This window comes from Aequorivita antarctica (assembly GCF_007997155.1).
Lineage (GTDB): Bacteria > Bacteroidota > Bacteroidia > Flavobacteriales > Flavobacteriaceae > Aequorivita > Aequorivita antarctica.
In genome coordinates, this window is the sequence record NZ_VORT01000003.1 from 88,549 (window position 1) to 114,588 (window position 26,040).

Annotated in this window: 25 protein-coding genes; 13 read left to right on the plus strand and 12 right to left on the minus strand. The window is 38.0% G+C overall.

Annotation, left to right across the window (positions count from 1 at the left end):
* Positions 1 to 41: 41 nt before the first annotated feature.
* On the plus strand, positions 42 to 782 hold the full coding sequence (locus ESU54_RS04995; RefSeq protein WP_111843540.1) for an electron transfer flavoprotein subunit beta/FixA family protein: 741 nt from the start codon (positions 42 to 44) through the stop codon (positions 780 to 782).
* 20 nt (positions 783 to 802) lie between these two features.
* A complete protein-coding gene (locus tag ESU54_RS05000) occupies positions 803 to 1,771 on the plus strand; it encodes an electron transfer flavoprotein subunit alpha/FixB family protein (RefSeq protein ID WP_111843539.1) in 969 nt (322 codons plus the stop codon).
* A gap of 88 nt (positions 1,772 to 1,859) precedes the next feature.
* Here the strand turns inward: ESU54_RS05000 and ESU54_RS05005 are convergent, their stop codons facing one another.
* The 9 genes from ESU54_RS05005 to ESU54_RS05045 form a co-directional block, all read right to left on the minus strand.
* Positions 1,860 to 3,143, minus strand: a complete 1,284-nt coding sequence (locus ESU54_RS05005; RefSeq protein ID WP_111843538.1) for a T9SS type A sorting domain-containing protein — start codon at positions 3,141 to 3,143, stop codon at positions 1,860 to 1,862.
* Between the two features lie 10 nt (positions 3,144 to 3,153).
* Positions 3,154 to 4,422, minus strand: coding sequence for a M20/M25/M40 family metallo-hydrolase (locus tag ESU54_RS05010; protein WP_111843630.1), 1,269 nt, complete (start codon positions 4,420 to 4,422; stop codon positions 3,154 to 3,156).
* Between the two features lie 61 nt (positions 4,423 to 4,483).
* Positions 4,484 to 5,338 (minus strand): cyanophycinase, encoded by an 855-nt coding sequence (locus ESU54_RS05015; protein ID WP_111843537.1) that lies wholly within the window; start codon positions 5,336 to 5,338, stop codon positions 4,484 to 4,486.
* 137 nt (positions 5,339 to 5,475) lie between these two features.
* Positions 5,476 to 6,603 carry a DUF5050 domain-containing protein gene (locus tag ESU54_RS05020; RefSeq protein ID WP_111843536.1) on the minus strand — a complete coding sequence of 376 codons (1,128 nt, stop codon included), beginning with the start codon at positions 6,601 to 6,603 and terminating at the stop codon, positions 5,476 to 5,478.
* Between the two features lie 7 nt (positions 6,604 to 6,610).
* Positions 6,611 to 7,960 (minus strand): PKD domain-containing protein, encoded by a 1,350-nt coding sequence (locus ESU54_RS05025; protein WP_111843535.1) that lies wholly within the window; start codon positions 7,958 to 7,960, stop codon positions 6,611 to 6,613.
* Positions 7,961 to 7,985: 25 nt separating this feature from the next.
* Positions 7,986 to 9,314 carry a RagB/SusD family nutrient uptake outer membrane protein gene (locus ESU54_RS05030; RefSeq protein WP_111843534.1) on the minus strand — a complete coding sequence of 443 codons (1,329 nt, stop codon included), beginning with the start codon at positions 9,312 to 9,314 and terminating at the stop codon, positions 7,986 to 7,988.
* A 5-nt stretch (positions 9,315 to 9,319) separates the two neighbouring features.
* Entirely contained in the window at positions 9,320 to 12,610 is a 3,291-nt protein-coding gene (locus ESU54_RS05035; RefSeq protein WP_235004537.1) for a TonB-dependent receptor, read from the minus strand.
* A gap of 113 nt (positions 12,611 to 12,723) precedes the next feature.
* Entirely contained in the window at positions 12,724 to 13,782 is a 1,059-nt protein-coding gene (locus ESU54_RS05040; RefSeq protein ID WP_111843533.1) for a FecR family protein, read from the minus strand.
* Between the two features lie 105 nt (positions 13,783 to 13,887).
* A complete protein-coding gene (locus tag ESU54_RS05045; protein ID WP_111843532.1) occupies positions 13,888 to 14,481 on the minus strand; it encodes an RNA polymerase sigma factor in 594 nt (197 codons plus the stop codon).
* Between the two features lie 599 nt (positions 14,482 to 15,080).
* Here ESU54_RS05045 and ESU54_RS05050 point away from each other — a divergent pair.
* From ESU54_RS05050 to ESU54_RS05085, 8 genes are all read left to right on the plus strand, one after another.
* Positions 15,081 to 15,704, plus strand: coding sequence for a bifunctional nuclease family protein (locus tag ESU54_RS05050; RefSeq protein WP_111843531.1), 624 nt, complete (start codon positions 15,081 to 15,083; stop codon positions 15,702 to 15,704).
* A gap of 123 nt (positions 15,705 to 15,827) precedes the next feature.
* Complete coding sequence (locus ESU54_RS05055) at positions 15,828 to 17,582, plus strand: NupC/NupG family nucleoside CNT transporter (RefSeq protein ID WP_111843530.1); 1,755 nt, start codon at positions 15,828 to 15,830, stop codon at positions 17,580 to 17,582.
* Positions 17,583 to 17,683: 101 nt separating this feature from the next.
* Complete coding sequence (locus ESU54_RS05060; RefSeq protein WP_111843529.1) at positions 17,684 to 18,508, plus strand: thymidylate synthase; 825 nt, start codon at positions 17,684 to 17,686, stop codon at positions 18,506 to 18,508.
* Positions 18,509 to 18,530: 22 nt separating this feature from the next.
* Positions 18,531 to 18,965, plus strand: coding sequence for an energy transducer TonB (locus ESU54_RS05065; RefSeq protein WP_111843528.1), 435 nt, complete (start codon positions 18,531 to 18,533; stop codon positions 18,963 to 18,965).
* The gene (locus tag ESU54_RS05070; RefSeq protein ID WP_111843527.1) at positions 18,962 to 19,477 is read left to right on the plus strand and encodes an energy transducer TonB; all 516 of its coding nucleotides are present in this window, start codon (positions 18,962 to 18,964) and stop codon (positions 19,475 to 19,477) included. Before ESU54_RS05065 ends, ESU54_RS05070 begins: the two co-directional genes overlap by 4 nt.
* Positions 19,478 to 19,579: 102 nt before the next feature.
* The gene (egtB, locus tag ESU54_RS05075) at positions 19,580 to 20,743 is read left to right on the plus strand and encodes an ergothioneine biosynthesis protein EgtB (protein WP_111843526.1); all 1,164 of its coding nucleotides are present in this window, start codon (positions 19,580 to 19,582) and stop codon (positions 20,741 to 20,743) included.
* Positions 20,744 to 20,759: 16 nt separating this feature from the next.
* Entirely contained in the window at positions 20,760 to 21,731 is a 972-nt protein-coding gene (locus ESU54_RS05080) for an L-histidine N(alpha)-methyltransferase (protein ID WP_111843525.1), read from the plus strand.
* Between the two features lie 82 nt (positions 21,732 to 21,813).
* A complete protein-coding gene (locus ESU54_RS05085; RefSeq protein WP_200830094.1) occupies positions 21,814 to 22,095 on the plus strand; it encodes a DUF427 domain-containing protein in 282 nt (93 codons plus the stop codon).
* Here the strand turns inward: ESU54_RS05085 and ESU54_RS05090 are convergent, their stop codons facing one another.
* Entirely contained in the window at positions 22,096 to 23,172 is a 1,077-nt protein-coding gene (locus ESU54_RS05090; RefSeq protein ID WP_111843523.1) for an aminotransferase class V-fold PLP-dependent enzyme, read from the minus strand.
* An 87-nt stretch (positions 23,173 to 23,259) separates the two neighbouring features.
* Between ESU54_RS05090 and ESU54_RS05095 the strand changes: the two genes are divergently transcribed.
* The 3 genes from ESU54_RS05095 to fabD are packed head-to-tail and all read left to right on the plus strand — an operon-like array spanning position 23,260 to position 25,098.
* On the plus strand, positions 23,260 to 23,697 hold the full coding sequence (locus tag ESU54_RS05095) for a 2TM domain-containing protein (protein ID WP_111843522.1): 438 nt from the start codon (positions 23,260 to 23,262) through the stop codon (positions 23,695 to 23,697).
* On the plus strand, positions 23,694 to 24,179 hold the full coding sequence (locus ESU54_RS05100; protein WP_111843521.1) for a dihydrofolate reductase: 486 nt from the start codon (positions 23,694 to 23,696) through the stop codon (positions 24,177 to 24,179). Before ESU54_RS05095 ends, ESU54_RS05100 begins: the two co-directional genes overlap by 4 nt.
* A gap of 37 nt (positions 24,180 to 24,216) precedes the next feature.
* Entirely contained in the window at positions 24,217 to 25,098 is an 882-nt protein-coding gene (gene fabD, locus ESU54_RS05105) for an ACP S-malonyltransferase (RefSeq protein WP_111843628.1), read from the plus strand.
* Between the two features lie 159 nt (positions 25,099 to 25,257).
* Here fabD and ESU54_RS05110 read toward each other — a convergent pair whose 3' ends face one another.
* Together ESU54_RS05110 and ESU54_RS05115 are read right to left on the minus strand one after the other, a co-directional pair.
* A complete protein-coding gene (locus tag ESU54_RS05110) occupies positions 25,258 to 25,602 on the minus strand; it encodes a cupin domain-containing protein (protein WP_111843520.1) in 345 nt (114 codons plus the stop codon).
* A gap of 138 nt (positions 25,603 to 25,740) precedes the next feature.
* Positions 25,741 to 25,932 (minus strand): hypothetical protein, encoded by a 192-nt coding sequence (locus ESU54_RS05115; protein ID WP_111843627.1) that lies wholly within the window; start codon positions 25,930 to 25,932, stop codon positions 25,741 to 25,743.
* Between the last annotated feature and the right edge of the window lie 108 nt (positions 25,933 to 26,040).

Sequence of the window (26,040 nt, forward strand, 5' to 3'; positions counted from 1 at the left end):
GGTTACCCAACAAAATTTACAATCCAAAAAACAGTTCAAAAATGAAAATATTAGTCTGTATAAGTCACGTACCGGACACAACTTCAAAAATAAATTTTACCGACGGCGACACAAAATTCGAAACCAATGGAGTTCAATTTGTAATCAATCCAAATGACGAATTTGGCCTTACCCGTGCTATGTGGTTTAAAGAAAAACAAGGCGCAACCGTACACGTTATAAACGTTGGCGGTCCAGAGACAGAACCTACACTTCGCAAAGCTTTGGCCATTGGAGCCGATGAAGCAATAAGAATCAATACTCCTGCAACCGACGGGTTTTCCGTGGCAAAACAACTTGCAAATGTTGCGAAAGAAGGTGGTTATGATTTGGTAATTGGCGGACGAGAGTCTATCGATTATAACGGCGGAATGGTTCCTGGTATGATGGCAAAACTTATTGGAGCAAATTTCGTAAACACTTGCATAGGTCTTGAAATTGAAGGTGATAAAGCCACCGCAATTCGCGAAATAGATGGCGGAAAAGAAACCTTAAAAACTTCACTTCCATTGGTAATTGGCTGTCAAAAAGGTTTGGTTCAGGAAAGCGACCTTCGCATCCCGAACATGCGCGGTATTATGCAAGCCCGGTCCAAACCATTAAACGTTAAAGAACCAATAGCTTCAAATGCGGAAACAAATACAGTTTCCTTTGAAAAACCAGCCCCAAAAGGAGCTATTAAATTGGTCGATACCGTGGACGAATTGATAAGTCTACTGCACAACGAAGCGAAGGTAATTTAAGAATCAAAAAAAAGAAAAACATGTCAGTTTTAGTATATACAGAATCAGAAGAAGGAAAAATCAAGAAAATAGCTTTGGAAGTAGTTGCCTATGCAAAAGGAATTGCAGACCAGATGGGAACTACGGTAACCGCGGTTAGCATCAATGCGAATGATATTTCAGAATTGGGCAAATATGGTGCTTCAAAAATTTTGCAAGTTTCCAATGACAAATTGAGCAATTTCAATGCAGAAGCTTACGCAGATGTAATTGCACAGGCTGCAAAAAGCGAAGACGCCAAAGTTATCATCGTTTCTTCCAGCGCAAATAGTAAATTTTTAGCTCCAGCTCTTGCAGTGAATTTAGAAGCAGGTTATGTTCCAAACGTTACTGCGCTTCCGGAAAGCACTTCGCCTTTTAAAGTGAAATCAAATGTTTTCACTAATAAAGCTTTTGCTTCAACTGAAATCAAAACCGATGTAAAAATTATTGGTCTAGGTAAAAACTCTTATGGTTTAAAGGAAAACGAAACTTCTGCTGCAAACGAAGCTTTCGCTCCAAATCTTGATGCCCACGATTTTGATATGGAAATTGTTTCCGTAGATAAAGCAACAGATAAAGTAACCATCGCTGATGCAGAAATAGTTGTTTCTGCTGGCCGTGGCCTTAAAGGACCTGAAAACTGGGGAATGATTGAAGATCTTGCAAAAACATTGGGCGCAGCTACAGCTTGTTCCAAACCAGTAAGTGATATGGGCTGGAGACCACACAGCGAGCACGTTGGGCAAACTGGAAAACCAGTTGCTTCAAACCTTTATATTGCAATCGGTATTTCTGGTGCAATCCAACATTTGGCAGGTATCAATGCTTCAAAAGTGAAAGTGGTTATTAACAACGATCCCGAAGCTCCATTCTTTAAAGCGGCGGACTATGGTATTGTGGGTGATGCTTTTGAAATTGTGCCGAAACTCACCGAAAAATTAAAAGAATTTAAAGCACAAAATAGCTAATCTCTCGAAGATAAATATTTGAAAGTAGCCGTCTCAATGCAAATTTGGGACGGTTATTTTTTTGGTTAATAGCAATACGTTTATTAGATCAATTTTTAATAAGCCTAAAGTTCTGTTGTGAATTTTCTGTCCGCAACTTTAAAATATAGGTTCCAGTACTTAAAGATGATGTTTCAATTCTAAAATTATCTTGAATTTCAATTTTAATTTCTTTGCCCAAAACATCAAATAAACTTACATCGCTAACAGGCAATTTTGAGTTTAAAAACAATTCATTTTTGAATGGATTTGGATAGACCCTCATTAAACCGCTATCTGAACCAGGAACTTCCAATTGGCCACATTCAGGATTATCCCCTGCTTCCATATTCAAATTTCCGTTATCTATAAACCAATTTTCCCAACTGCCACCACTACCTGTTTCCCAATCTGAAAGATCAAAATAGTTTGGACCACCGTAGGTGCCAGGAACTTTATAAACTTTTATGGCTTCTCCACTTCTATTCCAAGTTACTGGCGTACCAACCTCAAGTGTTTCTGGCGCATAATCTAATACGCAATTAGTTTGTAGAAAATAAGCGAATTCAGGATAATCGGGATATTCTCCGTATACATATGCTTTTCCATTTGGCTCAACACAAACTGCGGTATATTCATTACAGGCAATACCAAAACTACGAGGACCATTATCCTCAATAAATCGAGCTAAAAAGACACTTATTCTACCTTGTCTGTCACGTTCCGCGAAATGGGTATCGGTAATTAAATTCTGCATAAAGGGCACCTCCAAAAAATCGTTATAACCTAAAGCTACTCTCGAATGATAGGGATTACTTAAAGCCACAGGGCTATCAAGAGTACCGTATTCAGCAGTAAAATACGAACTTCCCAGTATTGCCATTCCTGCACTTGTGCCGCCAACAACACCCTGTTTTACGTTTATATATTCATTAAGGGTTGTTTCCATGGCGTTGTCCTTGAAATAGGAAACATAATCCCATTGGTCACCTCCGGCAAACCATATTGCTTCTGCATTGGCCACTTTTTGCAATACTACTGGGTCGATAGCCCCGGTTTCGTTATGGATAACAAAAGTGGTTACCGAATTAAGGGTTACACCTAATTCGCTATAAAAGTAATCGTTGTACCCATCATCTCCGGTGGATCTTAAAACCACAACATCGCCACCATCGGCCTTGTTTAAAAACCAAACCATAGCCTCATCGTTTTCTGAAGCTCCGCCCATTAGGCAAATCCCGGCTTGGTGGTTGGTATTAATATCGGATGTGCTGCCAGTTACATATTCAGTATAATTCTGGGAATAAACTAAGACGTTTAAAAATAATGCTATTAAAAGGAGTGTTTTTTCCATTATTGAAGTTTTATTCTTCCTTTTTCTGTTGCATCATTCTATACATCAACACTGCCGTTATTTTCGCTTGAACACCAACTGTATTAAGGTTTCCCATTTCTTCAATTGTATGGTCGCCAGAACCGCCAGTTAGGCCCATACCATCCAAAGCCATATCAACATAACCCGATGTAAACGATATATCTGCTGCGCCAGCATTTCTTGGGTTTACGGCTTCCACAGCTCCAAACCCCAAATCTTTACTTACTGTGTTGTAGTATTCCAGCAATTTCATATTTCCATCTGTCTGCGCCAAAGGTGGATATCCTTCATTGTCGAATATTAGTTCTGCCGATGTTTTTGGATATTTGTTAGCTACGATTTCCTTCATAATCACTTTCGACTTTTGCAATTGTTCTGGCGAAACCGCTCTTAGGTCGCCGTGAACAACAGCCGTTTGAGCCACTACATTATTTTTTCCGAAGGCAGTGCCACCTGTTAAATCTTCATTGGGCGCTACGTTTGTTCCTCCCAAAAAAAAGCCTGGATTAAACGTAAGATCTTTTTCCTTTGCCAATTGCAGATAAAATTCATTTAAGATGCGAGCCGCTTCATAAATAGCTCCTGTGCCAATACTTTCAGTAAAGATTTGTGATGAGTGCGCTGGTTGACCTGTGACAGTAAGTTGCCAATCTTCGGAACCTCTTCTGGATACCACTATGGTTTTTGGGTTGTTGTCGCCATTTTCAAAACCCAAGGCGATATCTGCCCATTTTGCCCCTTCAACTAAATCTTTTTTGGACAATTCAATTGGCGATCCACTTTTTTCCTCATCGCCAGTCATTATTATTTCGATGGACATTTCGTCCAATGCACCAGATTCTTTTAAGGCTTTCATTGCTAAAATAATAATAACATCGCCACCCTTCATATCTGCCACTCCAGGACCTTTCATAATTGAATCGTTGAGCATTGTGAATTCCTGAAAAGGACTGTCAAGCTCAAAAACCGTATCCAAATGACCTATCAATAAAAATTTGGGTCCTTTTTTTCCTTCCTTTTTGGCAATAAGATGACCAGCGCGGCCATAAGCTTCACCAGAAGTCAATTCTGTTTTAAAACCCAGCTTATCCAATTCTGCCTTGTAGAGTTCACCCACTTTTCTAACCCCATCAATATTTAAAGAACCGCTATTTATGTTCACTGTTTTTTTTAGCAATTCTATGGAAGCGTCCAGATTTTTATTAACCGATTTTACAATATTTCTTTCAATTTTGGCATTTTGAGCTATATTGTTCATGCCGATTAATAGGCTGGCCAATAGAGCGATTCTTTGAAATTTCATTCTTAAATTCATCTATCTAATTTATCGTAAATGTTTCGCCGGGCAAATAAATATCCAATTTAAGATTACGTGCACCAAGCTTTCCATCATGTTCATTTTTGGATTTTGTGGGGTTTTTTAGCACAATAACCTGCGCGTCACCCAAGACTTCGGCAGTATAGCCTTTTACTAAAATTGCAGTAGATTCGTCAATGCCTATCCCCATTAAATCAGGGTGTTCAATTATAGCACTAATCAAGCGATTATAACGGCTTCGCTTTACAAAATGTTGATCTATAATTACTCCAGTAACCATCCCCAAACCTGATTTTATTTCGATATTCTCAGCTTCAATATTTCTGAAAGTAGAAGAATAATCGGAGTGTTTTAGTTCGTTTCCTGTAATCATCATTTTGCTCATAACCGCCGCACCTGCACTTGTGCCAGCAACCAAGCTACCTTTGTGGAATGCCTCGTGTATGGCCTCTTCGACAGTAGTACCGCCTACAATATCCATAAACCTATTTTGGTCGCCGCCGGAAATGTATATCATGTTGGCGTTTTTGATTGAGTCTAATTTAGATTTAGACACATTTTCATCTTTATAGATCTGAAGACCAACTATATTAGTAAGACCCGCTTCCACGAATTGTTTTTTGGCATAATAAACGGCTGAATCCGGTTCGGCGCTAGACATTGGCAATATTATGCCATAGCCAGATTTATCCAGCTGTGCTTCTTTAATAATGCGTTGCACCATGGCTTCGGGCCTTGAGCCACCACCAATAATTACCAGTTTACCATTGCCACCGGATTGCTGCGCAAAAGCTGAAAACTGAAGCGCAGCAAAACCGATTAAGGCAAGGGGGATATAGTGTTTTAAAAGTTTCATCTGTATAAAATATTTGATAAAGCGGAAGATGGAAACCGAAGGTTCACGAACTCCTTTTTTTTAATCTTCACGTTGTGAGTAATGCCCAGATTATTCACCTTCGGTTGGTTTACACAATGTATATGGGCATTTCATAATTAATTTCCAATTACGATACCTCGAGTGTCTCCAGCGGCTTGGTAATATAATTCAGTATTGGAACCGTCCAGATTTGCCCGCATCATTGCATCGGTACTTCTGTCTCCCCAATAAATTTTGTTTTCGGAAACCTCATAACCAATGCCATATACAACCCTTCCAATACCGGTAGCTATGGTTGTAACGTTAGTGCCGTCTAGAGCAGCCGATTTTATGCGTATATCGCCAGAGCCTACGTATTCATCGTAATAAATACGGTCGTTTATCACTAACATACTTCCGGTTTCTATATCAGGGATAATCAAGGTTTCATTGCTTCCATCAAGGTTTTTGGACCAAATGCCACCATCATAATTGCCCCAGAATATTTTTCCGCTTGCAAAGTGAATTGAGACGCCTTCTGGATCGTTTACTTGACCAATTGCGAAATCCTCCTTCGCATTAACATCGGTAGAGCTTAAATCGGTTCGTTGAATACTGTTGCTTGTAGACCAATATAGTTTATTGCCAGAATAATCTATTGCCATTCCAATTGGTGAATCAAGGCCCACCCTGAAATCTTCAAATTCGCTGCCATCGGTATTGACTCTGTAGATTTTACCTGCATCAACATCGCTTATATACAGTTTGTTTGTTAAAGTATCTAGCACCATTTCATAAGAAGATTGTAAAGCTATATTCGGCAAAGTTGTAAAAATTGGTGCCTGTTCGTTTATCAACCCCTGAAAAACGGAAGCTCCGTCTGTATAATAGATAGGAATACCCACTGCATTTGGATCTTTTACAACAACAGTTTTTGATACTTCTCTTACTTCTAAAGACCCTGAAGTGGTTACAACCAAGCTTACTTGATACGCGCCAGGTTGGATATAAGTATAAACAGGGTTTTCTTCAACTGAAGAATCGCCGTTTCCAAAATTCCAATAAAAAGTGGCTTCCCCAACAGTAGTTGGAACTATTGACGTATTTGTGAAAGTTACGGCTGCAGGTGCAAACTCGTTATTGTCTATTGTATATGTAAATTGAGGAACCGTACTGGCTGGTGGCACGGGAAAACCGTCGTCAGAGCAGGATTGGAAAATACTCCCAAAACCTATAAATAGTATTGCTATTATTGTGTTTTTCATCTGTATCTTATTTTATTAAAGCAATTCCTCTTGGGCTGGCAATTCCTGTTGCTAATATTTCTCGGCTGGAGCCATCAAGATTTGCGCTATACAACTCGCCCGTATCACGGCCAGACCAATACAATTTGTTGGATTCATTGTCTATTTGAATCCCATATATACGTGTTCCGTCAGAATCAATGGTTTGTATGTTAGAGCCATCCAGATTAGCCACATTAAATACTGCCCCGTTTTGATCGTCAAAATAAATTTTATCGTTCACAGTGTCTACAGCAATAGCGTATCCATAAACACCTGAGATAAGAATCTGAGGGTTTGTGCCATCCAAATTGGCAACATACAGATTTTCAACATTTACCTCGTAGGCGTACATTTTGTTGTTTTCCACATCCAAAGCAATGGCTCTCCATTGGGCGCCAGCTATATTCAATATCCCAATTTCAGGAGAGGACCCATCAAGGTTTGCACGCGACACATTGCCGTCGTCATCAACCCAATACACTTTACTGTTTACTTCATCTACCACTACACCGTAAGGATCGCCAATGTTGCTCACAACCATTTCGGCACCGCTACCGTCAAGATTTGCTCTCCAAATATTTCCAAGGGGATAAGTGTCAAAATCACTGAAATAAATTTTTTGGTTCGTGGCATCATAAGCCAAGCCAACACCTGCTTTACCTACAAGATTTAGCACATCAGTGGTGGTCCCGGAACCATCCAATAACAAACTTCTAATAAATTCATCGCCATAAGCAATATAATACAATGATGCTGGTGTTTGTTGACCTGCCGCCACTGTTATATCTTTCGTTGAAGTATTTGATCCATATAAGGTAGTGGCGGTAAGCGAAACGGTGTAATTTCCCTCTGAAGAATAAGCAAACATTGGATTCTCTTCTGTTGAAGTTGAATTGGCAGCATCGCCAAAATTCCATGTGTAGCTTGTTGCGCCAATTGATGTATTTGTGAACTGTACAGGAACGCCAGCCGTTAAATTATCTACATCTTCAACAGAGAATGAACTGGAAGGTGTTACAGTTATTTCAATATTTGAAATGGTTGAACCACCTGCGCCCGTTGACACCAAGGTGACTAAGAACACATTGCTGCTAGTATATGATTTTGTTGGCGATACTTGGGTAGATGTTGTGCCATCGCCAAAACTCCATTTAAAGGCTGTGGCATTTTGTGAGTTGTTTGTAAATTGAATGGTTTCACCAATCGCCACATCAGTAGCACTTGCCGTAAACTCTGCCTGTGATTGCGGAGGAACTGGATCGTCATCTTTTTGACAAGAAAAAAGGGCGAATAGCGCGAAAGTAATAAGGCTGTATTTGTATATAAGTGTTTTCATATTCTATGTTTTATCAAATTAGTTGTTAGTATCCTGGATTTTGAACCATCCCTGGATCTTTATTGGTTTGTAGCTCATCAAAAGGAATTGGAAATAAAGTTTGGTTAATGCTTGTTACATTAAATAGTACATCTACCGCCCTTTCGGTTCTTACAAGGTCGAACCAACGTTGACCCTCAAAAGCGAATTCCACACGACGCTCTTTTTCAATAGCGCTAATTAATTGATCTATGCTGTTGGATGTTATTCCAGACAAGCCAGCGCGTGTTCTTATAGCGTTTAAATCAGCTTTTATCTGGTTTGCTTCTGGAGCTGGGCCTTTTGCCAAAGCTTCTGCTCGAATTAAATACATATCTGCCAAGCGTATCACTATAAAGTTATCTGCGCCCAAATTTAAATCGTCATATTTTATGGCATAAGCCAAACCTTCGGCGAAGGCAATACTGGCCTCAAAACGTTCGTCGCCTACTTCAAAGGCATCCAGCAAATCTTGCGATGGTTCAACTTCTCTCCTTCCGTTCAGAGATTTTGGGAAATTGTACTCAGCTATTCGGTTGCGTTCCAATTGCGAAAAATAAATTTCAAAAATAGATTCAGCATTTTCTTCATCTGCAAAAACATCGGCATAGTTGGATAGTAAGGTATAGCCACCGTTGTTAATTACATCCGAAGCCATTGCTGCAGCTTGTTGAAAGTTGCCTTGATACAAATAAACACGGGCCAAAAGTGCCTTGGCTGCAAATTTTGAACCTCTGATTTTGCTTCCAGAACTAGGTAGGTTTTCAGCCGCAAAAGTCAAATCGATTATAATCTGGGCATAGACTTCATTAACTGGAACCCTTGGCGCATCCAAGCCGTTCACGCCAATGGTTGGCTCTAATTTTAAGGGAATAGCCCCATAATAACGGGTTAAATTGAAATGATTTAAAGCCCTGATGAAATACAGTTCTGCCAAGGCCACATTCTTTTCTTCCACTGTCATATCATTTATGATGGGCACTTTGCTAATAACGTTGTTTGTCACGTTGATGCCATCATACATAATGGCCCACATATTACTATTGCTGCCATTTTCAGGAAGTATACTGTTATTGTCCACCTCAGCATACTCGGTAGCCGTCGCGTCTAAAGGATGTGAAAGATTATCAGCCGCCAAATCTGAAAATATGCTATACGTTCTTCCGTAATAGCTAAGGCTTTGGAGTGAGGCGTAAGCCCCCAAAATTCCTTTGTCTATGTCTTCTTTTGTTTTGAACGCTTCTGATGCCGAAATTGAATTTTGTGGTTCAACATCTACTACGTTGCAGGAGACTACTGCAAAACATAGTATCGAAATATATAATAAATTTTTCATCTTGTTTATATTTTTAGATTAACACCCAATGTGAAGGTTTTTGCCTGCGGATAGGTAAAGAAATCGGTGCCAATTACAGCATTGTCGTCACCCCTATAGTTAACTTCTGGATCGAGACCTGAATAATTTGTAAATGTGAACAGGTTTTGTGCACTTACATAGACTCTCATTGATTCAAAAAACCGTTTATTCATGTTTTTTTGGTTCAGTGTATAACCCAAGGTTACATTTTTAAACCTTAGATAAGAGCCATCTTCCAAAAACCTGGATGAAACACGTTTATTTTGTGCAGCGGCAACTGGATCTGTAGTTGCGCGTGGAATATCTGTAATATCACCGGGCTGCCTCCATCTTCTGGTAACAGATTCCAATTGATTGTCGCCACCTTGAAGCGATTCTAAATACAATCGGGAACCATTGAAAACATCGTTGCCTTGCGAACCTTGAAGAAATATGCTTAAGTCTAAGTTTTTATATGCAAAATTATTGGTGAAACCATACACAAAATCGGGGTGCGGATTTCCAACCACGGTTCTGTCTGCAGATGTTATCTCACCGTCAAAATTAGTGTCGGCATACACAATATCTCCCGTTGAAGGATCTACACCCAACGACTGATAACTGTAAAATATACCTATTGGTTGGCCTTCCATAATACGGTTACCACCACGGCCAATATCATCAATAGGTTGGCCATTGTAGAGTTCTAGTACCTTATTGCGGTTTCCTGAAATGTTAAACTGAGTATTCCAAGTAAATTCGCCTACGAGGTTTTGAGTTGAAAGGGTAAGCTCGATACCTTTATTTTCTACCTTCCCTACATTTTCGGTAATTGATGAAAATCCGGAGCTGGTTGGCAAAGGTCTGCTCAATAAAAGATCATTGGTCTGTTTGTCATAATAATCTGCCGTTAGCGTAATGCGATCTTGGAAAAATCCAAGGTTTAAACCAAGATTAAGCTGAGTGGTACTTTCCCATTTTAAATCTGGATTGGGAATATTGCTAGGATAAATAGCTGGTGAACCACCATAGGATGTATTTCCATAAAGTTCAGAAAACAAAAATGGACTTATATCGTCATTACCGGTCAAACCATAACTCACACGCAATTTAAGGTCTGAAAGAAATTTAACATCCTTTAAAAATTCTTCCTGGGAAACGCGCCAAGCTATTGATGCAGCTGGGAAAAACCCAGTTTTGTTATTGTCACCGAATTTTGATGAAGTATCAAATCTACCAGTCAAAGTCAAGATATATTTATCACTGAAGTTATAATTTACCCTGCCAAAGTAAGAGCGAATACCTTCGTCCGATGCGCTGGCACTGGCAGAAACTATTGTAGCTGCAGAGTTTATGTATTCCAGATCGTCATCTGCAAAATCCTGGCCCCGAATAAAGGAAGACCTAAAATTTCTTTTCTCAAAACTGTAGCCAACCAAAGCATCGAGTTTGTGCTTATTAAGACGTTTGTTGTATTGTAGCAAGTTGTTGGAAACAATATTTGAGATATTGCTATATGTTTCAAAACCCAAACCATTATACTTGGCGCCTTGAACTGTTTTGGTAGATTCATAACCGTGTTCCCTGAAGTTTAGGAAATCTACTCCGAGTTTTGATGAAAAAGTCAAGTCTTCGACTATATTCCAATCTAAATAAATGTTTGAATTTGTCCGGTATGAAAAGTTCTCATTGATGGCCTCATTGGCAATAGATACCGCATTTGAATATGGTCCATCTTGATTGTAAGAACCATCTGCATTATAGACCGGATAAATTGCAGGGGTTGATATACCGTTTGGCAATGGACCGTGAAGCGTTTGGTCGCTTTCCACCCTATCGGTATGTGCGTAACTCAACCCAATGCTGGTACCAATCTTAAATTTGTTTGATATTTTATGGTCTAAATTCGCGCGAAAGTTGAAACGGTCATAATCTGTACCAATCAAGATACCTTCTTGCTTAAATAGAGTTCCGCTCATAAAAAACTGTGTTTTTTCTGAACCTCCAGCGGCAGAAATCTCATAGCTATTTATGGGTGCGGTACGGAAAATAATATCCTGCCAGTCTGTATCTATGGTATTATCATTTATCTGTTCTTCTGTAAAAACAGTACTGTTGGTCAAATCATTTCGATACTCTTTCCACTCTCTGGCGTTTAACATATCCAATCTATTCCAAGCGCTCTGCATGCCCGAATATATGTTTACGGAAACAATAGTTTTCTGTTCTTTACCGCGTTTGGTTGTGATTAAAACAATACCGTTGGATCCTCTTGCGCCATATATAGCGGTTGCAGAAGCATCTTTTAGTATACTTATGGATTCAATATCGTTTGGGTTTAAATCGGTAAGCGCACTTGAGCCTTGGCCGGAATAGCCAATTTGGCCGAAGTCGCCAGTTGTTACAGGAATACCATCAATAATATATAAAGGCTGGCTACTGCCGCTAATAGAGGTAAGCCCTCTAATCCTAACAGACATTTGACCTCCAGGGGTTCCGGAATTTTGATTAACCTGCACACCCGCAGCTTGGCCTTGCAGCAAGCCATCAACCGATGCCAATGGTAAATTTTCAATCTGTTTGGCATTAATTGTGGATAGCGCATCACTTACCAATGACTTTTTTTCAGTACCGTAACCTATAACCACAATTTCCTCCAGAGCGCTACTATCTTCAACCATCGTTACAGTTATATTTGAGATACCAAATATTGAAACCTCTTGTGTCTTATACCCTACATAAGTAATCACCAAAGTACTTGCATCATTGGGAACGGTAATTTTGAAGTTTCCATCAAAATCTGTGGCCGTGCCTTTTGAAGTTCCTTTAATAATTACAGTGGCTCCTACTAAAGGAACACCCTCAGTGTCCATTACAGTCCCAGTAACTTCACGTTCTTTCTGGTTGGTTGGTTGTATTTTAGAATTTTGATCGATTTTGTTCTTGATAACAATCTGCCTATCATTTATTATATAGGTTAAATCAGTATTCATCAATGCCTTGTCAAGAATTTTTGAAACGGTAGATTCCTTTAATTCAAGCGTTACATTGTATTTGAGTACATCATCTTTGTAAAAGAAAATATATTCGCTTTTACCCTGGATTTCCTTAAAAAGTTGTTCCAAACTTACATTGGCAACTTTAATATCCATCTTGGTTTGAGCCTCGATTGTAGTTGCGAAGGCTGAACTAATCCCAATGCTAATCAATAGTATAAAAGTTCGTATCATATGCCCAAAATAGTACCTGAAAGATTTTAACCTTCGCAAAGGATAAAGGTTCTTAATTTTATTCATAATTTTGTGTTAGTTGGTTAATATTGCTGTGATTACAGTGGTATTGATTTTAATGACTAGAAGGTGTTGGCGCATCTTCTAGTTTTTTTGTTTATGTCAAATTTGAAATGTTTTTAATTAATTATAATTTTATGATCTGCTGAGAACTTATATTCAAATCCTGGTGGTTCCGCTTCTTTAATGGTTTCTAAAACGCTCTCAATACTGTCCTTTACATCTAGATAACCCGAAAATGTTTCATTTGCCCTCGCGTTATCTGCAATAATAATTTCCACATCGTAATACCTCGATATTTTTTTCATTATAGATTTCAAAGGGTCATTTTTAAAGATAAAAACCCCATCGCGCCAAGAAAAATATGGCTCCACATCAACATTGGCCTCGTTCACATTATGTTTTTCCTTATTAAATGTAACCTTTGTTCCTGGCTTCATTTTGATGTTTTTTTCAGAATCGAAAAGCGTATTTGAAGTATAATTTATTTGAACGCTTCCACTTTTTAGAACGGTGTAAATAGCATCGTCATCATTATAATTATTAACATTGAATACGGTACCCAATACCTGAATTTCGTGATTTTTGGACTTCACGAAAAAGGGTTTGTTTTTATTGTGACTTACTTCAAAAATTGCTTCGCCTTCAAGATATACCTCTCTTTTTTCAACAGTAAAACGAGCGGGAAATATAAGTTTTGAACCAGAATTGAGCCAGACTTTACTGCCGTCCGAAAGGACTATCTCAGATCGTTTTCCGAAAGGAACAATCAAGGTGTTGAAAATAGGCTCAGATGAAGATGCTATATGCTGAGCTACAGAATTTGATTTGCCTATACTCACTTCTTCCCCTGAATTGGAATAGCTTATTTGAGCATTTTTAGCTGTAATAGAAATATTTTTATTGTCATTCAAGATTAGTTGAACATCTTGATTTGTAGTCTTATCATTATGGATTTTCGCAAATTTTTCAATTGCTGAATTAGAAACCTTAGAATTGAATAATGAAAAGGTTAAGAATACAGCAACGACAGCTGCAGAAGCAGCAACTGTAAATCGAAAAAAGTGCCTTCTAAGTCTATATGCGTAGATAGAGCTATAAATCCGCTTCCTTAAAAGCGATTTATCCTTTCCGGAAAATTTTTGGAAATTTAAATTACCATTTTTGTTCTGTGTCATATATATTTTCCAATAAAATGGAAATTTTAAAAGTTCTTACCTAAAAATTCAAACCACCCTTGGGTTATATAAGTATAAGTAAGAACTTCTCAATATATAGACACTTTATTTTTTAAAAAAACAAAAAAATATTAGGTAAACCAAGATAAGATACTGTAATTGGCTACGTAAAACCTTGATAGCTCTATAAATCATGGTTCTTGAAGATTGTACAGAAATATTCATTTGTTCTGCAATTTCTTCATAGGAATAATTTTCACTGAACCGCATGGACAAACCTTTGCGTTGTTTTTTACTGAGCGATTTTATGGCCTTGGTGAGTTTTTGTGAACGTTCCATTTCCCATTCATTGGCTATAAAACCTTCTTCTGTTGATATTTGGAAAGAGATATTGTTTTCTTGACCTCCTATAGTCAACTTCCTTTTGGAGATTTGGATGCGTTTTAATATTTCGTTTTTCAGTGAGCGCATTAAATAAAAATCCACACGATCTGTATTGGAAAGATTTTTTCGATACTTATAAAGATTTAAAAATAAATCGTGGATGCAATCCATCACCTCGCTTTTATTTCCAGAAACACCCATTCCATAAGTAAATAGGTCGTCAATATAAATATCGTAGAGCATTCCTAGAGCCTCCAAGTTACCGTCTTGTAGCTTCGCCCATAAGCGTAATGATTCAGATTGATTCTGTTTCAAAATTTTAAATATGCTTTTAATTACACAACGAAGTACCTTCTTTAAATACAGAGGAAAAGATAAACAGAAATAATAAAAATCTCTGTCAAAATACAAGCCAATTCAATGACCAAATTCAATATAAATTTTGATGCTTATTCATTTGTCTGTGAATTTAAAAAATTAATTGAAAACAAAACATCGACTTTAAACAATAATTTAGTGAAGTGATGATTCAGAAATTGTTCTCGTGGCCGATAAATTTCAAGGACGGAACAATGGCCGCCTAACCAAAGAACAGTTATTGTCCTCCCCATCGGCAATAACTGTGCATTGTCTAACTTCCTTCAATTGATACAGATACGTACTGAACTAGGGTGGCTGAGCCTGCCCGCTCCGCCTTGGCAGGCAGGTGATTTTCTTTTTTTTCAAAAAAAAGAAAATTGTACCGAAGCCAACGCATAATTTTTATTAATTTGTGCCTCGAAAAAAGGCTGTTTAGATAGGGAAACATCCAAATTTAAACAGCCTTTTTTTTATTGTTTTTTTATTCGTTAATTTTATAATCCATTGTTGAACTGAACACTGCGTAACGCGTACTGAATATTGACCACTGAAGAATGAGTTTAGTAAAACTTACCATAAAAGGAATATCCTACAGCCAAACACAAAATGGCGCGTATGCCCTTATCTTGAACGAAGTGGACGGCGAACGCAAACTACCAATAGTAATTGGCGCGTTTGAGGCACAGTCCATCGCCATTGCGTTGGAAAAGGAAATAACACCTCCACGCCCATTGACGCACGACCTTTTTAAAAATTTCGCGGATCGTTTCGAAATTGTAGTGAAACAAGTAATAATTCACAAATTGGTGGATGGCGTTTTCTACTCTAGCATAATATGCGAACGCGACAAAATTGAAGAAATAATAGACGCCCGAACCAGTGATGCCATTGCGTTGGCACTTCGTTTTAAGGCACCTATTTTTACATATAAAAACATTCTGGACAAAGCTGGAATTTATCTGAAAACCTCCACCTCAAAAAAAATGCTTTCAAAAAAAGAAGACGCGGTTATAGAAAATTTGATTTTAGGGGAAGACAAAGAATCAGTCAAACCGGCCAGCGAAGATTACAGCAAGCTCAGCCTTAGTGAATTGAACAAAATGCTGAATGAAGCCGTAAAAAACGAAAACTACGAAAAAGCAGCAAGCGTAAGGGATGAAATCTCAAAACGACAATGATTTCGGTTGTTTTTTTCGTTTGTCAGTTTATTCCCCTGAGCACAGTCACAGGGTTGAATTGTAAACATTAAACCTTGAACTTTTCACCCTGAGCTAGCTGAAGGGTTGAATTTTGAATAATTTATGCAGAAATTTACAATTGTAGCCATCGCACTACTTTTCTTCGGAACTATTTTTGGGCAGAGCATTGAAAAAACCTGGCAATTTTCAGAAGTAAAAGACGAAAACGGCCTTTCCATCCTCAAGACCAATCCAGAAAAAGATTATTTAAAACTCGAAAACGGTATTTTTGAATATCAATTGTCGCCTAACGATAGCCTAAAATCTAGTGGTGATTATATTTTTCAGAATAATCTACTCGTACTTTTCTTCAACAAACCCAACGAAAGTATCAGACGGTTCCGCGTGTCGCAAGTTACCGATAGCACACTTTCACTTTCTGAAAATAATATTGAGTATCAGTTAAAACTGCTTGGTAATGAAGCCGCTATAACACCACTAACTGTGGCAAAATCTTCAGAAATAATACCCAGCCAAGGTTTTTCAATGCAAAGTTTTTGGCGCGGAATTTTGGGAATGATTTCATTGCTTGTAATAGCATTTCTTTTCAGCGCAAACCGAAAAGCCATCAACTGGAAAACAGTGGGCATCGGTTTAGCATTCCAACTGTTGATCGCTATTGGAGTTTTAAAAATTGGTTTCATAAAAAATGGTTTTGAAGCAGTAGGCCAACTTTTTATCAATGTTTTGGAATATACTAGAGCTGGGAGCGAATTCCTTTTTGGCGGAATGTTGGACATAAACTCATTCGGTTTCATCTTTGCATTTCAAGTTTTACCGACAATTATATTTTTCTCAGCCTTAACCTCAGTGCTGTTTTACTTTGGAATAATTCAAGTTGTTGTAAAAGGAATGGGCTGGTTGCTCACCAAACTTTTGAACATTTCTGGAGCCGAAAGCTTAAGCGTAGCTGGAAATATCTTTTTAGGACAGACCGAAGCACCACTTCTTATTAAAGCCTATTTGGAAAAAATGAACAAGAGCGAAATGCTTTTGGTAATGATTGGTGGAATGGCTACCGTTGCTGGGGCTGTACTTGCTGCCTATATTGGTTTTTTGGGAGGTGACGACCCCGTATTGCGATTGACTTTCGCAAAACATCTTTTGGCTGCCTCTGTTATGGCAGCTCCGGGCGCAATTGTTATCTCAAAAATATTGTTCCCACAGACCGAACCTATTAATACAGATGTAAAAGTTTCTTCAGAAAAAATTGGATCTAACTTTTTGGATGCCATAGCAAATGGAACCACTGAAGGTTTGAAACTGGCTGTAAACGTGGGTGCTATGCTCTTGGTTTTTGTAGCGTTTATCGCTATGTTCAATGGAATACTTGGTGCTTTGGCAAGCTTTGACGGTTTTTCCATTGAAGCATTAAGCTTCCACTGGCATTTTATGTCTCTTAATGAGCTTATCGCTGAGAAAACAGCCTACGAAGGTCTATCGCTCGAATTTATTTTAGGAACTATCTTAGCACCTTTAATGTGGTTGATGGGTGTGGCCAAAGAAGACATGACAATGATGGGCCAATTGCTCGGAATAAAACTCGTTGCCAGTGAATTTGTGGGATACATTCAGTTGGCAGATCTTAAAAACGTACAGAACGAGCTGCATCTCAATTACGAAAAAAGTATTATTATGGCAACCTATATGCTTTGTGGCTTTGCGAATTTTGCTTCCATCGGCATTCAGATTGGAGGGATTGGTTCCTTGGCGCCTGGTCAGCGTAAAACCCTTTCTAAGTTTGGAATAAAAGCTTTAATTGGTGGGACGATTGCTTCCCTTATTTCTGCAACTATTGCTGGAATGATTATCGGCTAACGTCCAATTATAGTTAATAACTTTTCAAATAATATAGTATTCCCATTCGTTCCCTTAAAGCGATTTATCTATTTTAGAAAACTCAAAAAAAGCGAAGGAAAATGAAGCAATACCACGACCTCCTAAAACACGTACTCGAAAGCGGAACGGAAAAGCAAGACCGAACTGGCACTGGCACCAAAAGTGTTTTTGGTTATCAAATGCGTTTTGACCTCAGCGAAGGCTTTCCAATGATAACGACCAAAAAACTTCACCTAAAATCAATCATCTATGAACTTTTGTGGTTTTTGAACGGTGACACAAATATTAAATACCTTCAAGAAAACGGAGTCCGAATTTGGAACGAATGGGCTGATGAAAATGGTAACTTAGGCCCCGTTTACGGCCACCAATGGCGAAACTGGAACAGTGAAGAAATTGACCAGATTTCAGAAATTATCCAAACTCTTAAAAAAAACCCTGACAGTCGCCGTATGCTGGTTAGCGCTTGGAATCCCAGTGTAATGCCAGATACTTCAAAACCATTTTCTGAAAATGTTGCCAATGGCAAAGCGGCACTTCCGCCCTGCCACGCTTTCTTTCAATTTTATGTGGCTGATGGAAAACTATCCTGTCAATTGTATCAACGCAGTGCCGATATTTTCTTGGGCGTTCCTTTTAATATTGCATCTTATGCTTTGTTAACAATGATGATGGCACAAGTTTGTGGTTACCAACCTGGCGATTTTATCCACACCTTTGGCGATGCCCATATTTACAGTAACCACTTTGACCAAGTTGCACTTCAATTATCGCGTGAACCGCATCCTTTACCAAAAATGTTGCTCAATTCAGAAGTAAAAGATATTTTTGGCTTCACTTTTGATGACTTTACACTTGTTGACTACAATCCACATCCACACATTAAAGGTGCTGTTGCCATTTAATTATAAACTCAAATCCCCCAAAATGAAAAACCTATTTATTGCAATTTGCATTCTATTCTCAACAACTATTCTTGCCCAAGAAGAATGGGGAAATGTTGTAGCAAACGAAGTAACCATGAAAGAAATTGCTCCTATTTGGCCCGGCTGTGAAGCCGGAGCTGCCGCAGTACGCGACAAATGTTTTGATGAGAAGCTTATTGCCCACATTATCAAAAATTTTAAATATCCTCCAACAGCATACAAAAAAAACGACCAAGGAAAAGTAACTGTTGAATTCATTATCAACGAACAAGGCTTGGTTGAAATACAAAAAGTTACCGGAGGCAGTAAAGAATTACAGGAAGAGGCAAAGAGAAACATTATGGCAATTCCAAAAATGTCCAAACCTGGAATGCTAGCAGGCAAACCACGCGCTATTAAATACACCGTTCCGTTTAATTTTAAAACTGGGAAATGATATTTAAGAAATTTCTTTTTCTATGCTTTGTAAGCTGTGCTTCAATTTCTTTTGCTCAGGAAGAAGGCTCCGTTACTGAAGTTACAGAATCTGAAATGACAACGGGAGATGTACCTTATGCAGTAATTGAAAATGTCCCTAAATATCCTGGCTGTAAAGGAGATGACAATATTGAACTGAAAGACTGTATGTCAACCAAAATTGCTGAGTTTATAAACAAGCACTTTGACATGAAAATGATTGAAGCGATGGATTTGCCTCCAAAAATATACAGATCCGCAGTGCAATTTAAAATTGACAAACAAGGAAACGTTGTAGATGTTCGGGCACGCGCAGATTATCCTGAGATTGAAAATGAAGCTGTTCGTGTTGTAAGTAATCTTCCCCAGATGAAGCCTGGAAAGCAAAGAGGAAAAGAAGTTGGAGTACTGTATTCGCTTCCTATTATTTTCAAAGTGGAACCCCCGAAAAGAGTCGAGAAAAAAAGTAATAAACGCAAAATAAAAAACTGACAAAAACTAGTTTAACAACTGTTTAACGCTAGTTAAATAGTCTTAAACAATTTTAATAATTATATTTAAAGTGTCGTCAAAAAAAATTGCGACACTTTTTTTATGATTACTACAGACACTTTGGTTTCATTCTTTCTCGAAACCCGTGAACATACTGAAAATATTTGCAAACCCCTAGAAATTGAAGACTATGTGGTTCAGCCCATTATAGATGTATCGCCTCCAAAATGGCACCTAGGACATACCACTTGGTTTTTTGAGGAATTCATATTAAAACCCCACAAAAAAGGCTACCAACTTTTTCACGAAGACTTCGCCTTTGTATTCAATAGCTATTATGAAAACGTTGGTAAACGCGTAATTAGAAATGACCGCGGAAACCTCTCGCGTCCTGGCGTGGCGAAGGTTTACGATTATCGTCAGTATGTAACCAATGAAATGAAAGATTTTCTTTCTGAAGAAATTTCCAAAGAATTAGAAGAAATTCTGTTAATAGGAATTCATCACGAAAAACAACACCAAGAGCTGTTGATTACAGACATAAAATATATTTTTGGAAACAACCCCTTGTTGCCAAAATACAACGATTTATTTTCAGAAAACCTATCACAGAATTTTCAGCAGGAATGGATTGATATGAAGGAGGGTATTTATGAAATTGGTCATACTAATTCCGACGAATTCTGTTATGACAATGAATTAGGTCGCCACAAAGTATATCTTCAGAATTATAAAATTTCAAGTAAACTCATTACCAATGCAGAATATCTTGAATTTATAAACGCTGGCGGCTATAAAGATTTCAACCTGTGGCACGCCGAAGGCTGGGATTGGGTTAAACAAAACGATATTGCGATGCCCATGTACTGGCATAACATCGATGAAGAATGGCACCAATATACGTTGAAGGGACTTCAAAAAATAAATTTGGAAGCCCCTCTTTCACACATTTCCTATTATGAAGCATTTGCCTTCGCCCAATGGAAAAACTGCAGATTACCAACCGAATTTGAATGGGAGGCCGCGCAACAATTCTTTGAATGGGGAAGTCGCTGGGAGTGGACAGAAAGCGCCTACCTACCTTATCCGGGTTATACAAAAGCGCCTGGCGCCATTGGCGAATACAACGGTAAGTTTATGGTAAACCAAAAAGTGCTGCGAGGCGGTTCTGTGGCAACTTCTCCGAAACACACAAGACCTACTTACCGCAACTTTTTTCAAACCAATCTGAGGTGGCAATTTACCGGATTAAGGTTAGCAAAATAATTACGACTATCTTTTTATGACAACAACTTTCACAACATCATTGGACACGACTTTTAAAAAAGAAGTTTTTGAAGGCCTCAGTGCTTTTCCCAAATATTTATCATCAAAGTATTTTTATGATAAAAAAGGGGATAAACTTTTTCAGGATATTATGGCAATGCCTGAATATTATCTTACGGGATGCGAATTTCAAATTCTTTCCAATCATACAGAAACTATCGGCGAACTTTTCCGCGACCGTGAAAAGGGTTTGGATTTAATTGAGTTGGGTGCTGGCGACGGAAAAAAAACAAAAGTGCTGCTAAAGTATATGACGAAAAACAATTTCAATTTCGTTTACAAACCCATTGATATTAGCGAAAATGCGGTGGAATTGCTCTCAAATAATTTAGCCATAGAAATGCCCATCCTAAATGTAGATGCCGAAGTGGGCGAATATTTTGAAGTTTTGGAACGGCTTAAAGGGTTCAATAAACGCAAAAAGGTAATTATGGTTTTGGGAAGCAACATAGGCAACCTAAAGCACCCAAAGGCAATCGAATTTCTCTCAAAGTTAAAAGAGGCTATGCTTTCTAATGATTTGCTTTTTATGGGTTTTGATCAAAAAAAGAATCCGCAGACTATTTTGAACGCCTATAACGATGAAACTGGAATAACAGAAGCTTTCAATAAAAATGTTTTAACTAGAATAAACCGTGAAATAGGCGGGAATTTTGAGGTTGAAAAGTTCAAACACTGGGAAGTTTATGATCCAGAAACTGCTACTGCAAAAAGTTTTCTAGTTGCCACCGAACCTATGCAGGTAACAGTTGAAAAAATAAACTTAACTGTAAATTTTGAAAAATGGGAAACCATCCATACCGAAATTTCACAAAAATATGACGACAAAATTGTGAGTTGGCTTGCCGAAGAATCAGGGCTTGAAATCGTAACCTCATTTTCGGACGATAAAGAATATTATAAAAATTACGTTTTTAGAAAAGCCTAATGCTTTATTTCAACTGTGCTCAGTATAATATTATAAGTGCTAATTCAAAATACATACTTTTAAACATTTCTAAATTTAAATTATGAAAGCCATTTGGAACAATAAAACGCTTGCAGAAAGTAATGAAACCAAGATTATTGAAAATAATCATTATTTTCCAGCCGAATCCATTAACAAAGAATATTTTAAAGAAAGTGATACCCACACTCATTGTCCGTGGAAGGGTGAAGCATTCTACTACACTCTGGAAGTAGATGGCAAACAAAATCAAGATGCCGCGTGGTATTATCCAAAAGCAAAACATCCCGCCAAAGAAATTGAAGGCCATGTAGCTTTTTGGAAAGGAGTGGAAATGAAAGAATAGTTATTTTAAAACTTTAAGTAACTTTTCTAATTCAGTTTCTGAGTTGTAATAATGAAAGCTTACGCGAATCCCACCACCACGTGGGGAACAAATAATATTGTTCTCCTGGAGCTTCTGAAATAGTGCCTGATCTCCTTTTAAATTATAAATAGAAGCGTGCTTTTCGCGAAGTAAGGTGTCATTTTTCAACAAGCCCATCTCGGCAAAATGTTCTTTTGCTTTGGCTGAAAGTGAAGCAATTTTTTGATACAAGTTTTCCTTCCCAAGCTTTTCCTGAAACAACATGGCCTGCTCCAAACTCCCATAATTCAAAGTATCTTGATGGCCTGGTTCAAAATGTTTCATAAAAGCAGTTTCCGTAGCCAGACTTTCAAACCTTTCCGCTGAATTGAACCCTATGGTTTTTGGAAAAATACGTTCCCTCGCAGCCTCCTTCACCATTATAAAACCGTTACCGTAGCCAGCAGTTAACCATTTGTAGGCACTGGCGCCCAAAACATCGATAGCATTATCTGAAAAATTGAAATGCTCCGTTCCCAAATATTGCGTGCCGTCTGCAATCAAAAGAAGGTTTGGATGATAGCTTTTTAACTGCTTAAGAAATTCAAAATCTATCTTTATACCACTGAGCCATTGCACGATGCTGAACATAAAAACATCCGGCCTGTGCTTTGCGACGGCTTCTTCTATGTTTTTCTCCAAATTTTCGTCAATTTCTGCATAGCAAACATCAAAATCGCGCATTTCAACGGGCCAATTTATGGACGGATAATCATTTTTGAGAAGAAGAATTTTTTGACCCTTCGGAAGTCCTTCCAATACGGTATTTATTCCAAAGGATAAATTAGGAACCAATGCAGTTTCATCGGTGGAAGCATTAAAAAAGCCAGAAACCGTTTGCCGAATCTGCTCAATATGAAGTTTATGTTTGTCACGGAAAACGCTCGCATGGTTCATCAAATCTAAATCGTGCTGTCTTCGCCATTCAATAACAGGTTTTGGAATTACGCCATTTGAAGCCGTATTCAGATATACACAAGATTCTAAAGCTGGAAAGTGTTTTTTTAAATCTTCCATAAGTAATGGCCAAAATGGCGAATTTTAGGTATTTTTACAATACTGAAAGTATCAGTAACAGTTGATTTTCAACGAAAGTAACCAACTATGTTTTCAAAAGCTAAAAAAAACGAAAGAATTGATGCCGAACAACGCGAGCAGTATGAATACGCTCGTAGCCGCATCAAACAGAAAAAAAACTTGATGCGCCATTTTATATTGTTTTTGGTGGGTTCGGTACTCCTTATTATTATCAATCCTTTATTGGGCTACGGCAATAATTTCTTTATAAAAGATTGGTTCATCTGGGCCATTTTAATCTGGACTTTCATATTTCTCGTACATCTTTTCAACGTGTTTGTGATGAACAAATTTATGGGCAAGGAATGGGAAGACAGACAGCTTGAAAAACTGAAAGCCCGTCAAGCGGAGCGTATGGTCGAAATTCAGAAAAAAGTAGATACGGAACTGCAACTGCCTACAATACCTTCTGAAGAGTTAAAAAAAAACGAGATGAACAACCCATTACCGCCAGACGTACAATGATTACAATGATTGCCGCCGCTGGCGAAAATAATGAATTGGGAAAGGACAACGGCCTTCTTTGGCATTTGCCAGATGATTTTAAACGTTTTAAGCAGCTAACCACTGGCCACCATATTATTATGGGGCGAAAGACTTTTGAATCTTTTCCAAGACCACTTCCCAACAGAACACACCTTATTATTACCCGAAATAAAGATTATAAAAAGGAAGGTGCAGTTGTGGTTCATAGTATGGAGGAAGCGCTAAAAATTTCCGAAAAAGACGATCAGCCTTTTATAATTGGCGGTGGTGAAATCTACAAAATGGGGCTCCCATTTACTGATAAAATTGAGCTCACCCGAGTGCACGGAACCTTTCCTGATGCCGATACTTTTTTTCCCAGTTTCCCTGAAAAGGAATGGCTACTTATTTCTGAAGTTGAGCACGAAAAGGATGAAAGACACAAGTTTTCTTTCAGCTATCAAACTTGGGTTCGAAAATAAAACCGCTATATTTAATTCTCTAAAAAAAACATTAAAAATGAAAGCATATATATTTCCTGGACAAGGCGCCCAATTCACGGGAATGGGTAAAGATCTTTATGAAAATTCCTCAAAAGCGAAAGAACTTTTTCATCAAGCCAACGAGATTTTGGGCTTCGATATTACCAAAATAATGTTTGAAGGCACCCCCGATGAACTGAAAGAAACCAAAGTTACCCAGCCCGCGATTTTTCTTCACTCCACTATCTTGGCGGAAGTGATGGGCAGTAATTTTCAGCCAGATATGGTGGCTGGACATTCTTTAGGTGAAATTTCGGCTTTGGTTGCCAATAGAACGCTTGCTTTTAGTGATGGGTTGCAATTGGTTTATAAACGCGCATTGGCAATGCAGCATGCTTGTGAATTGACACCATCAACAATGGCTGCTGTTTTAGGCTTGGAAGATCATTTGGTTGAAGAAATATGCGCAAACACTCCAGGAATTGTAGTGGCTGCAAATTATAACTGTCCCGGCCAACTGGTAATTTCAGGAGATGTGGATGCCGTTGGAAAAGCCTGTGAAAGCTTGAAAGAAGCTGGCGCACGTAGAGCACTGATTTTACCTGTTGGTGGAGCATTTCATAGTCCGCTGATGGAACCTGCAAGAGAAGAGCTTGCAGCTGCCATTGAAGCCACACAATTTACCGAACCAGCCTGCCCTATCTATCAAAACGTTTCAACCTTTGCGGTTACGAATCCTTCGGAAATAAAAGAAAATCTAATTTTTCAATTGACCGCTCCAGTAAAATGGACGCAGAGCATACAGAACATGATAAAAGATGGTGCGACTAAATTTATAGAGGTTGGCCCCGGAAATGTTTTGCAAGGATTAGTGAAAAAGATTGATTCTTCTATGGAAACTGAAAAGGCGGAGGTTTAATTTGATGATTTGAAAATTCTTTAATTCGTTATATAATAAAACGCCGAAGTTAAAATTAACTTCGGCGTTTTTATTTTAGCTACAAATTTATTGGTTTATCAAACTACCAATTGCTGGCTTTTTTCGAGCATATTTAGTTTTAAAAGCGAATTAAATGTCTCAAGAATTTTTTGCCACATCCTCCACACGTTTCGCGGAATCTGCTTTGTTTAGACTTAATCTTACGGTACTTATTTCCAATGCTTTTAGATCGTGGGGAATTCCCCCTTCAAGTGCAACTAAGTCTCCTTTTTTCAAATGGTGAATAGTTCCATTTACTCCAAACTCAATAGCACCTTCAAATATTTCAACAACAATCGGGAAAGGCGTTTTGTGTTCTTTCATTAGCTGTCCTTCCTTAAAGGCGATTCTAATTTCCTTTCCAGTTTCCGTTTCCATTAAAACTTGTATTGCTGGCCTGCTTTCGTTGTATTGAAGATCGTTAATCAATGATGCTACTTTCATATTATTTTGTTTTACGTTATTTAGAATGGTTCAAAATTAATGATTCTAAAAGTTTAAAAATATGATTTAACTCATCTAAAAATAAAAATGCCGAATGATAATTATCATTCGGCGTTTTTATTCATAATTTGAAATCTCTTATGCGCTTATGCTACAGTCCTCACAATCCTTCGTTTTACCATAATAGGTTTCGCGATATTTGTGGAGGGTTTTAAAGGGAATATTTAAAAATGTTTTTTTAATGTAGATCACACTTGTAGTGAACATTCCCATTTTTTCTGTAAATCGTTTTTCTGTTTTTGTTTGTCGTTTCACTGAAACTAACTTCATCATAGTTTTTTTGACCCCCTTTGGCTCCTAATGTATTGTTTTTAAAGCAAAAGTAAAGAGTACTATTCAGGGACAAAGAAACAAATCCTAATGGCCAATTCCTAATTA

Coding starts and splice junctions, on each gene's coding strand:
- ESU54_RS04995 (WP_111843540.1), top strand. CDS start 42: ATGAAAATATTAGTCTGTATAAGTCACGTACCGGACACAACTTCAAAA.
- ESU54_RS05000 (WP_111843539.1), top strand. CDS start 803: ATGTCAGTTTTAGTATATACAGAATCAGAAGAAGGAAAAATCAAGAAA.
- ESU54_RS05005 (WP_111843538.1), bottom strand. CDS start 3,143: ATGGAAAAAACACTCCTTTTAATAGCATTATTTTTAAACGTCTTAGTT.
- ESU54_RS05010 (WP_111843630.1), bottom strand. CDS start 4,422: ATGAACAATATAGCTCAAAATGCCAAAATTGAAAGAAATATTGTAAAA.
- ESU54_RS05015 (WP_111843537.1), bottom strand. CDS start 5,338: ATGAAACTTTTAAAACACTATATCCCCCTTGCCTTAATCGGTTTTGCT.
- ESU54_RS05020 (WP_111843536.1), bottom strand. CDS start 6,603: ATGAAAAACACAATAATAGCAATACTATTTATAGGTTTTGGGAGTATT.
- ESU54_RS05025 (WP_111843535.1), bottom strand. CDS start 7,960: ATGAAAACACTTATATACAAATACAGCCTTATTACTTTCGCGCTATTC.
- ESU54_RS05030 (WP_111843534.1), bottom strand. CDS start 9,314: ATGAAAAATTTATTATATATTTCGATACTATGTTTTGCAGTAGTCTCC.
- ESU54_RS05035 (WP_235004537.1), bottom strand. CDS start 12,610: ATGAATAAAATTAAGAACCTTTATCCTTTGCGAAGGTTAAAATCTTTC.
- ESU54_RS05040 (WP_111843533.1), bottom strand. CDS start 13,782: ATGACACAGAACAAAAATGGTAATTTAAATTTCCAAAAATTTTCCGGA.
- ESU54_RS05050 (WP_111843531.1), top strand. CDS start 15,081: ATGAGTTTAGTAAAACTTACCATAAAAGGAATATCCTACAGCCAAACA.
- ESU54_RS05055 (WP_111843530.1), top strand. CDS start 15,828: ATGCAGAAATTTACAATTGTAGCCATCGCACTACTTTTCTTCGGAACT.
- ESU54_RS05060 (WP_111843529.1), top strand. CDS start 17,684: ATGAAGCAATACCACGACCTCCTAAAACACGTACTCGAAAGCGGAACG.
- ESU54_RS05065 (WP_111843528.1), top strand. CDS start 18,531: ATGAAAAACCTATTTATTGCAATTTGCATTCTATTCTCAACAACTATT.
- ESU54_RS05070 (WP_111843527.1), top strand. CDS start 18,962: ATGATATTTAAGAAATTTCTTTTTCTATGCTTTGTAAGCTGTGCTTCA.
- egtB (WP_111843526.1), top strand. CDS start 19,580: ATGATTACTACAGACACTTTGGTTTCATTCTTTCTCGAAACCCGTGAA.
- ESU54_RS05080 (WP_111843525.1), top strand. CDS start 20,760: ATGACAACAACTTTCACAACATCATTGGACACGACTTTTAAAAAAGAA.
- ESU54_RS05085 (WP_200830094.1), top strand. CDS start 21,814: ATGAAAGCCATTTGGAACAATAAAACGCTTGCAGAAAGTAATGAAACC.
- ESU54_RS05090 (WP_111843523.1), bottom strand. CDS start 23,172: ATGGAAGATTTAAAAAAACACTTTCCAGCTTTAGAATCTTGTGTATAT.
- ESU54_RS05095 (WP_111843522.1), top strand. CDS start 23,260: ATGTTTTCAAAAGCTAAAAAAAACGAAAGAATTGATGCCGAACAACGC.
- ESU54_RS05100 (WP_111843521.1), top strand. CDS start 23,694: ATGATTACAATGATTGCCGCCGCTGGCGAAAATAATGAATTGGGAAAG.
- fabD (WP_111843628.1), top strand. CDS start 24,217: ATGAAAGCATATATATTTCCTGGACAAGGCGCCCAATTCACGGGAATG.
- ESU54_RS05110 (WP_111843520.1), bottom strand. CDS start 25,602: ATGAAAGTAGCATCATTGATTAACGATCTTCAATACAACGAAAGCAGG.
- ESU54_RS05115 (WP_111843627.1), bottom strand. CDS start 25,932: ATGAAGTTAGTTTCAGTGAAACGACAAACAAAAACAGAAAAACGATTT.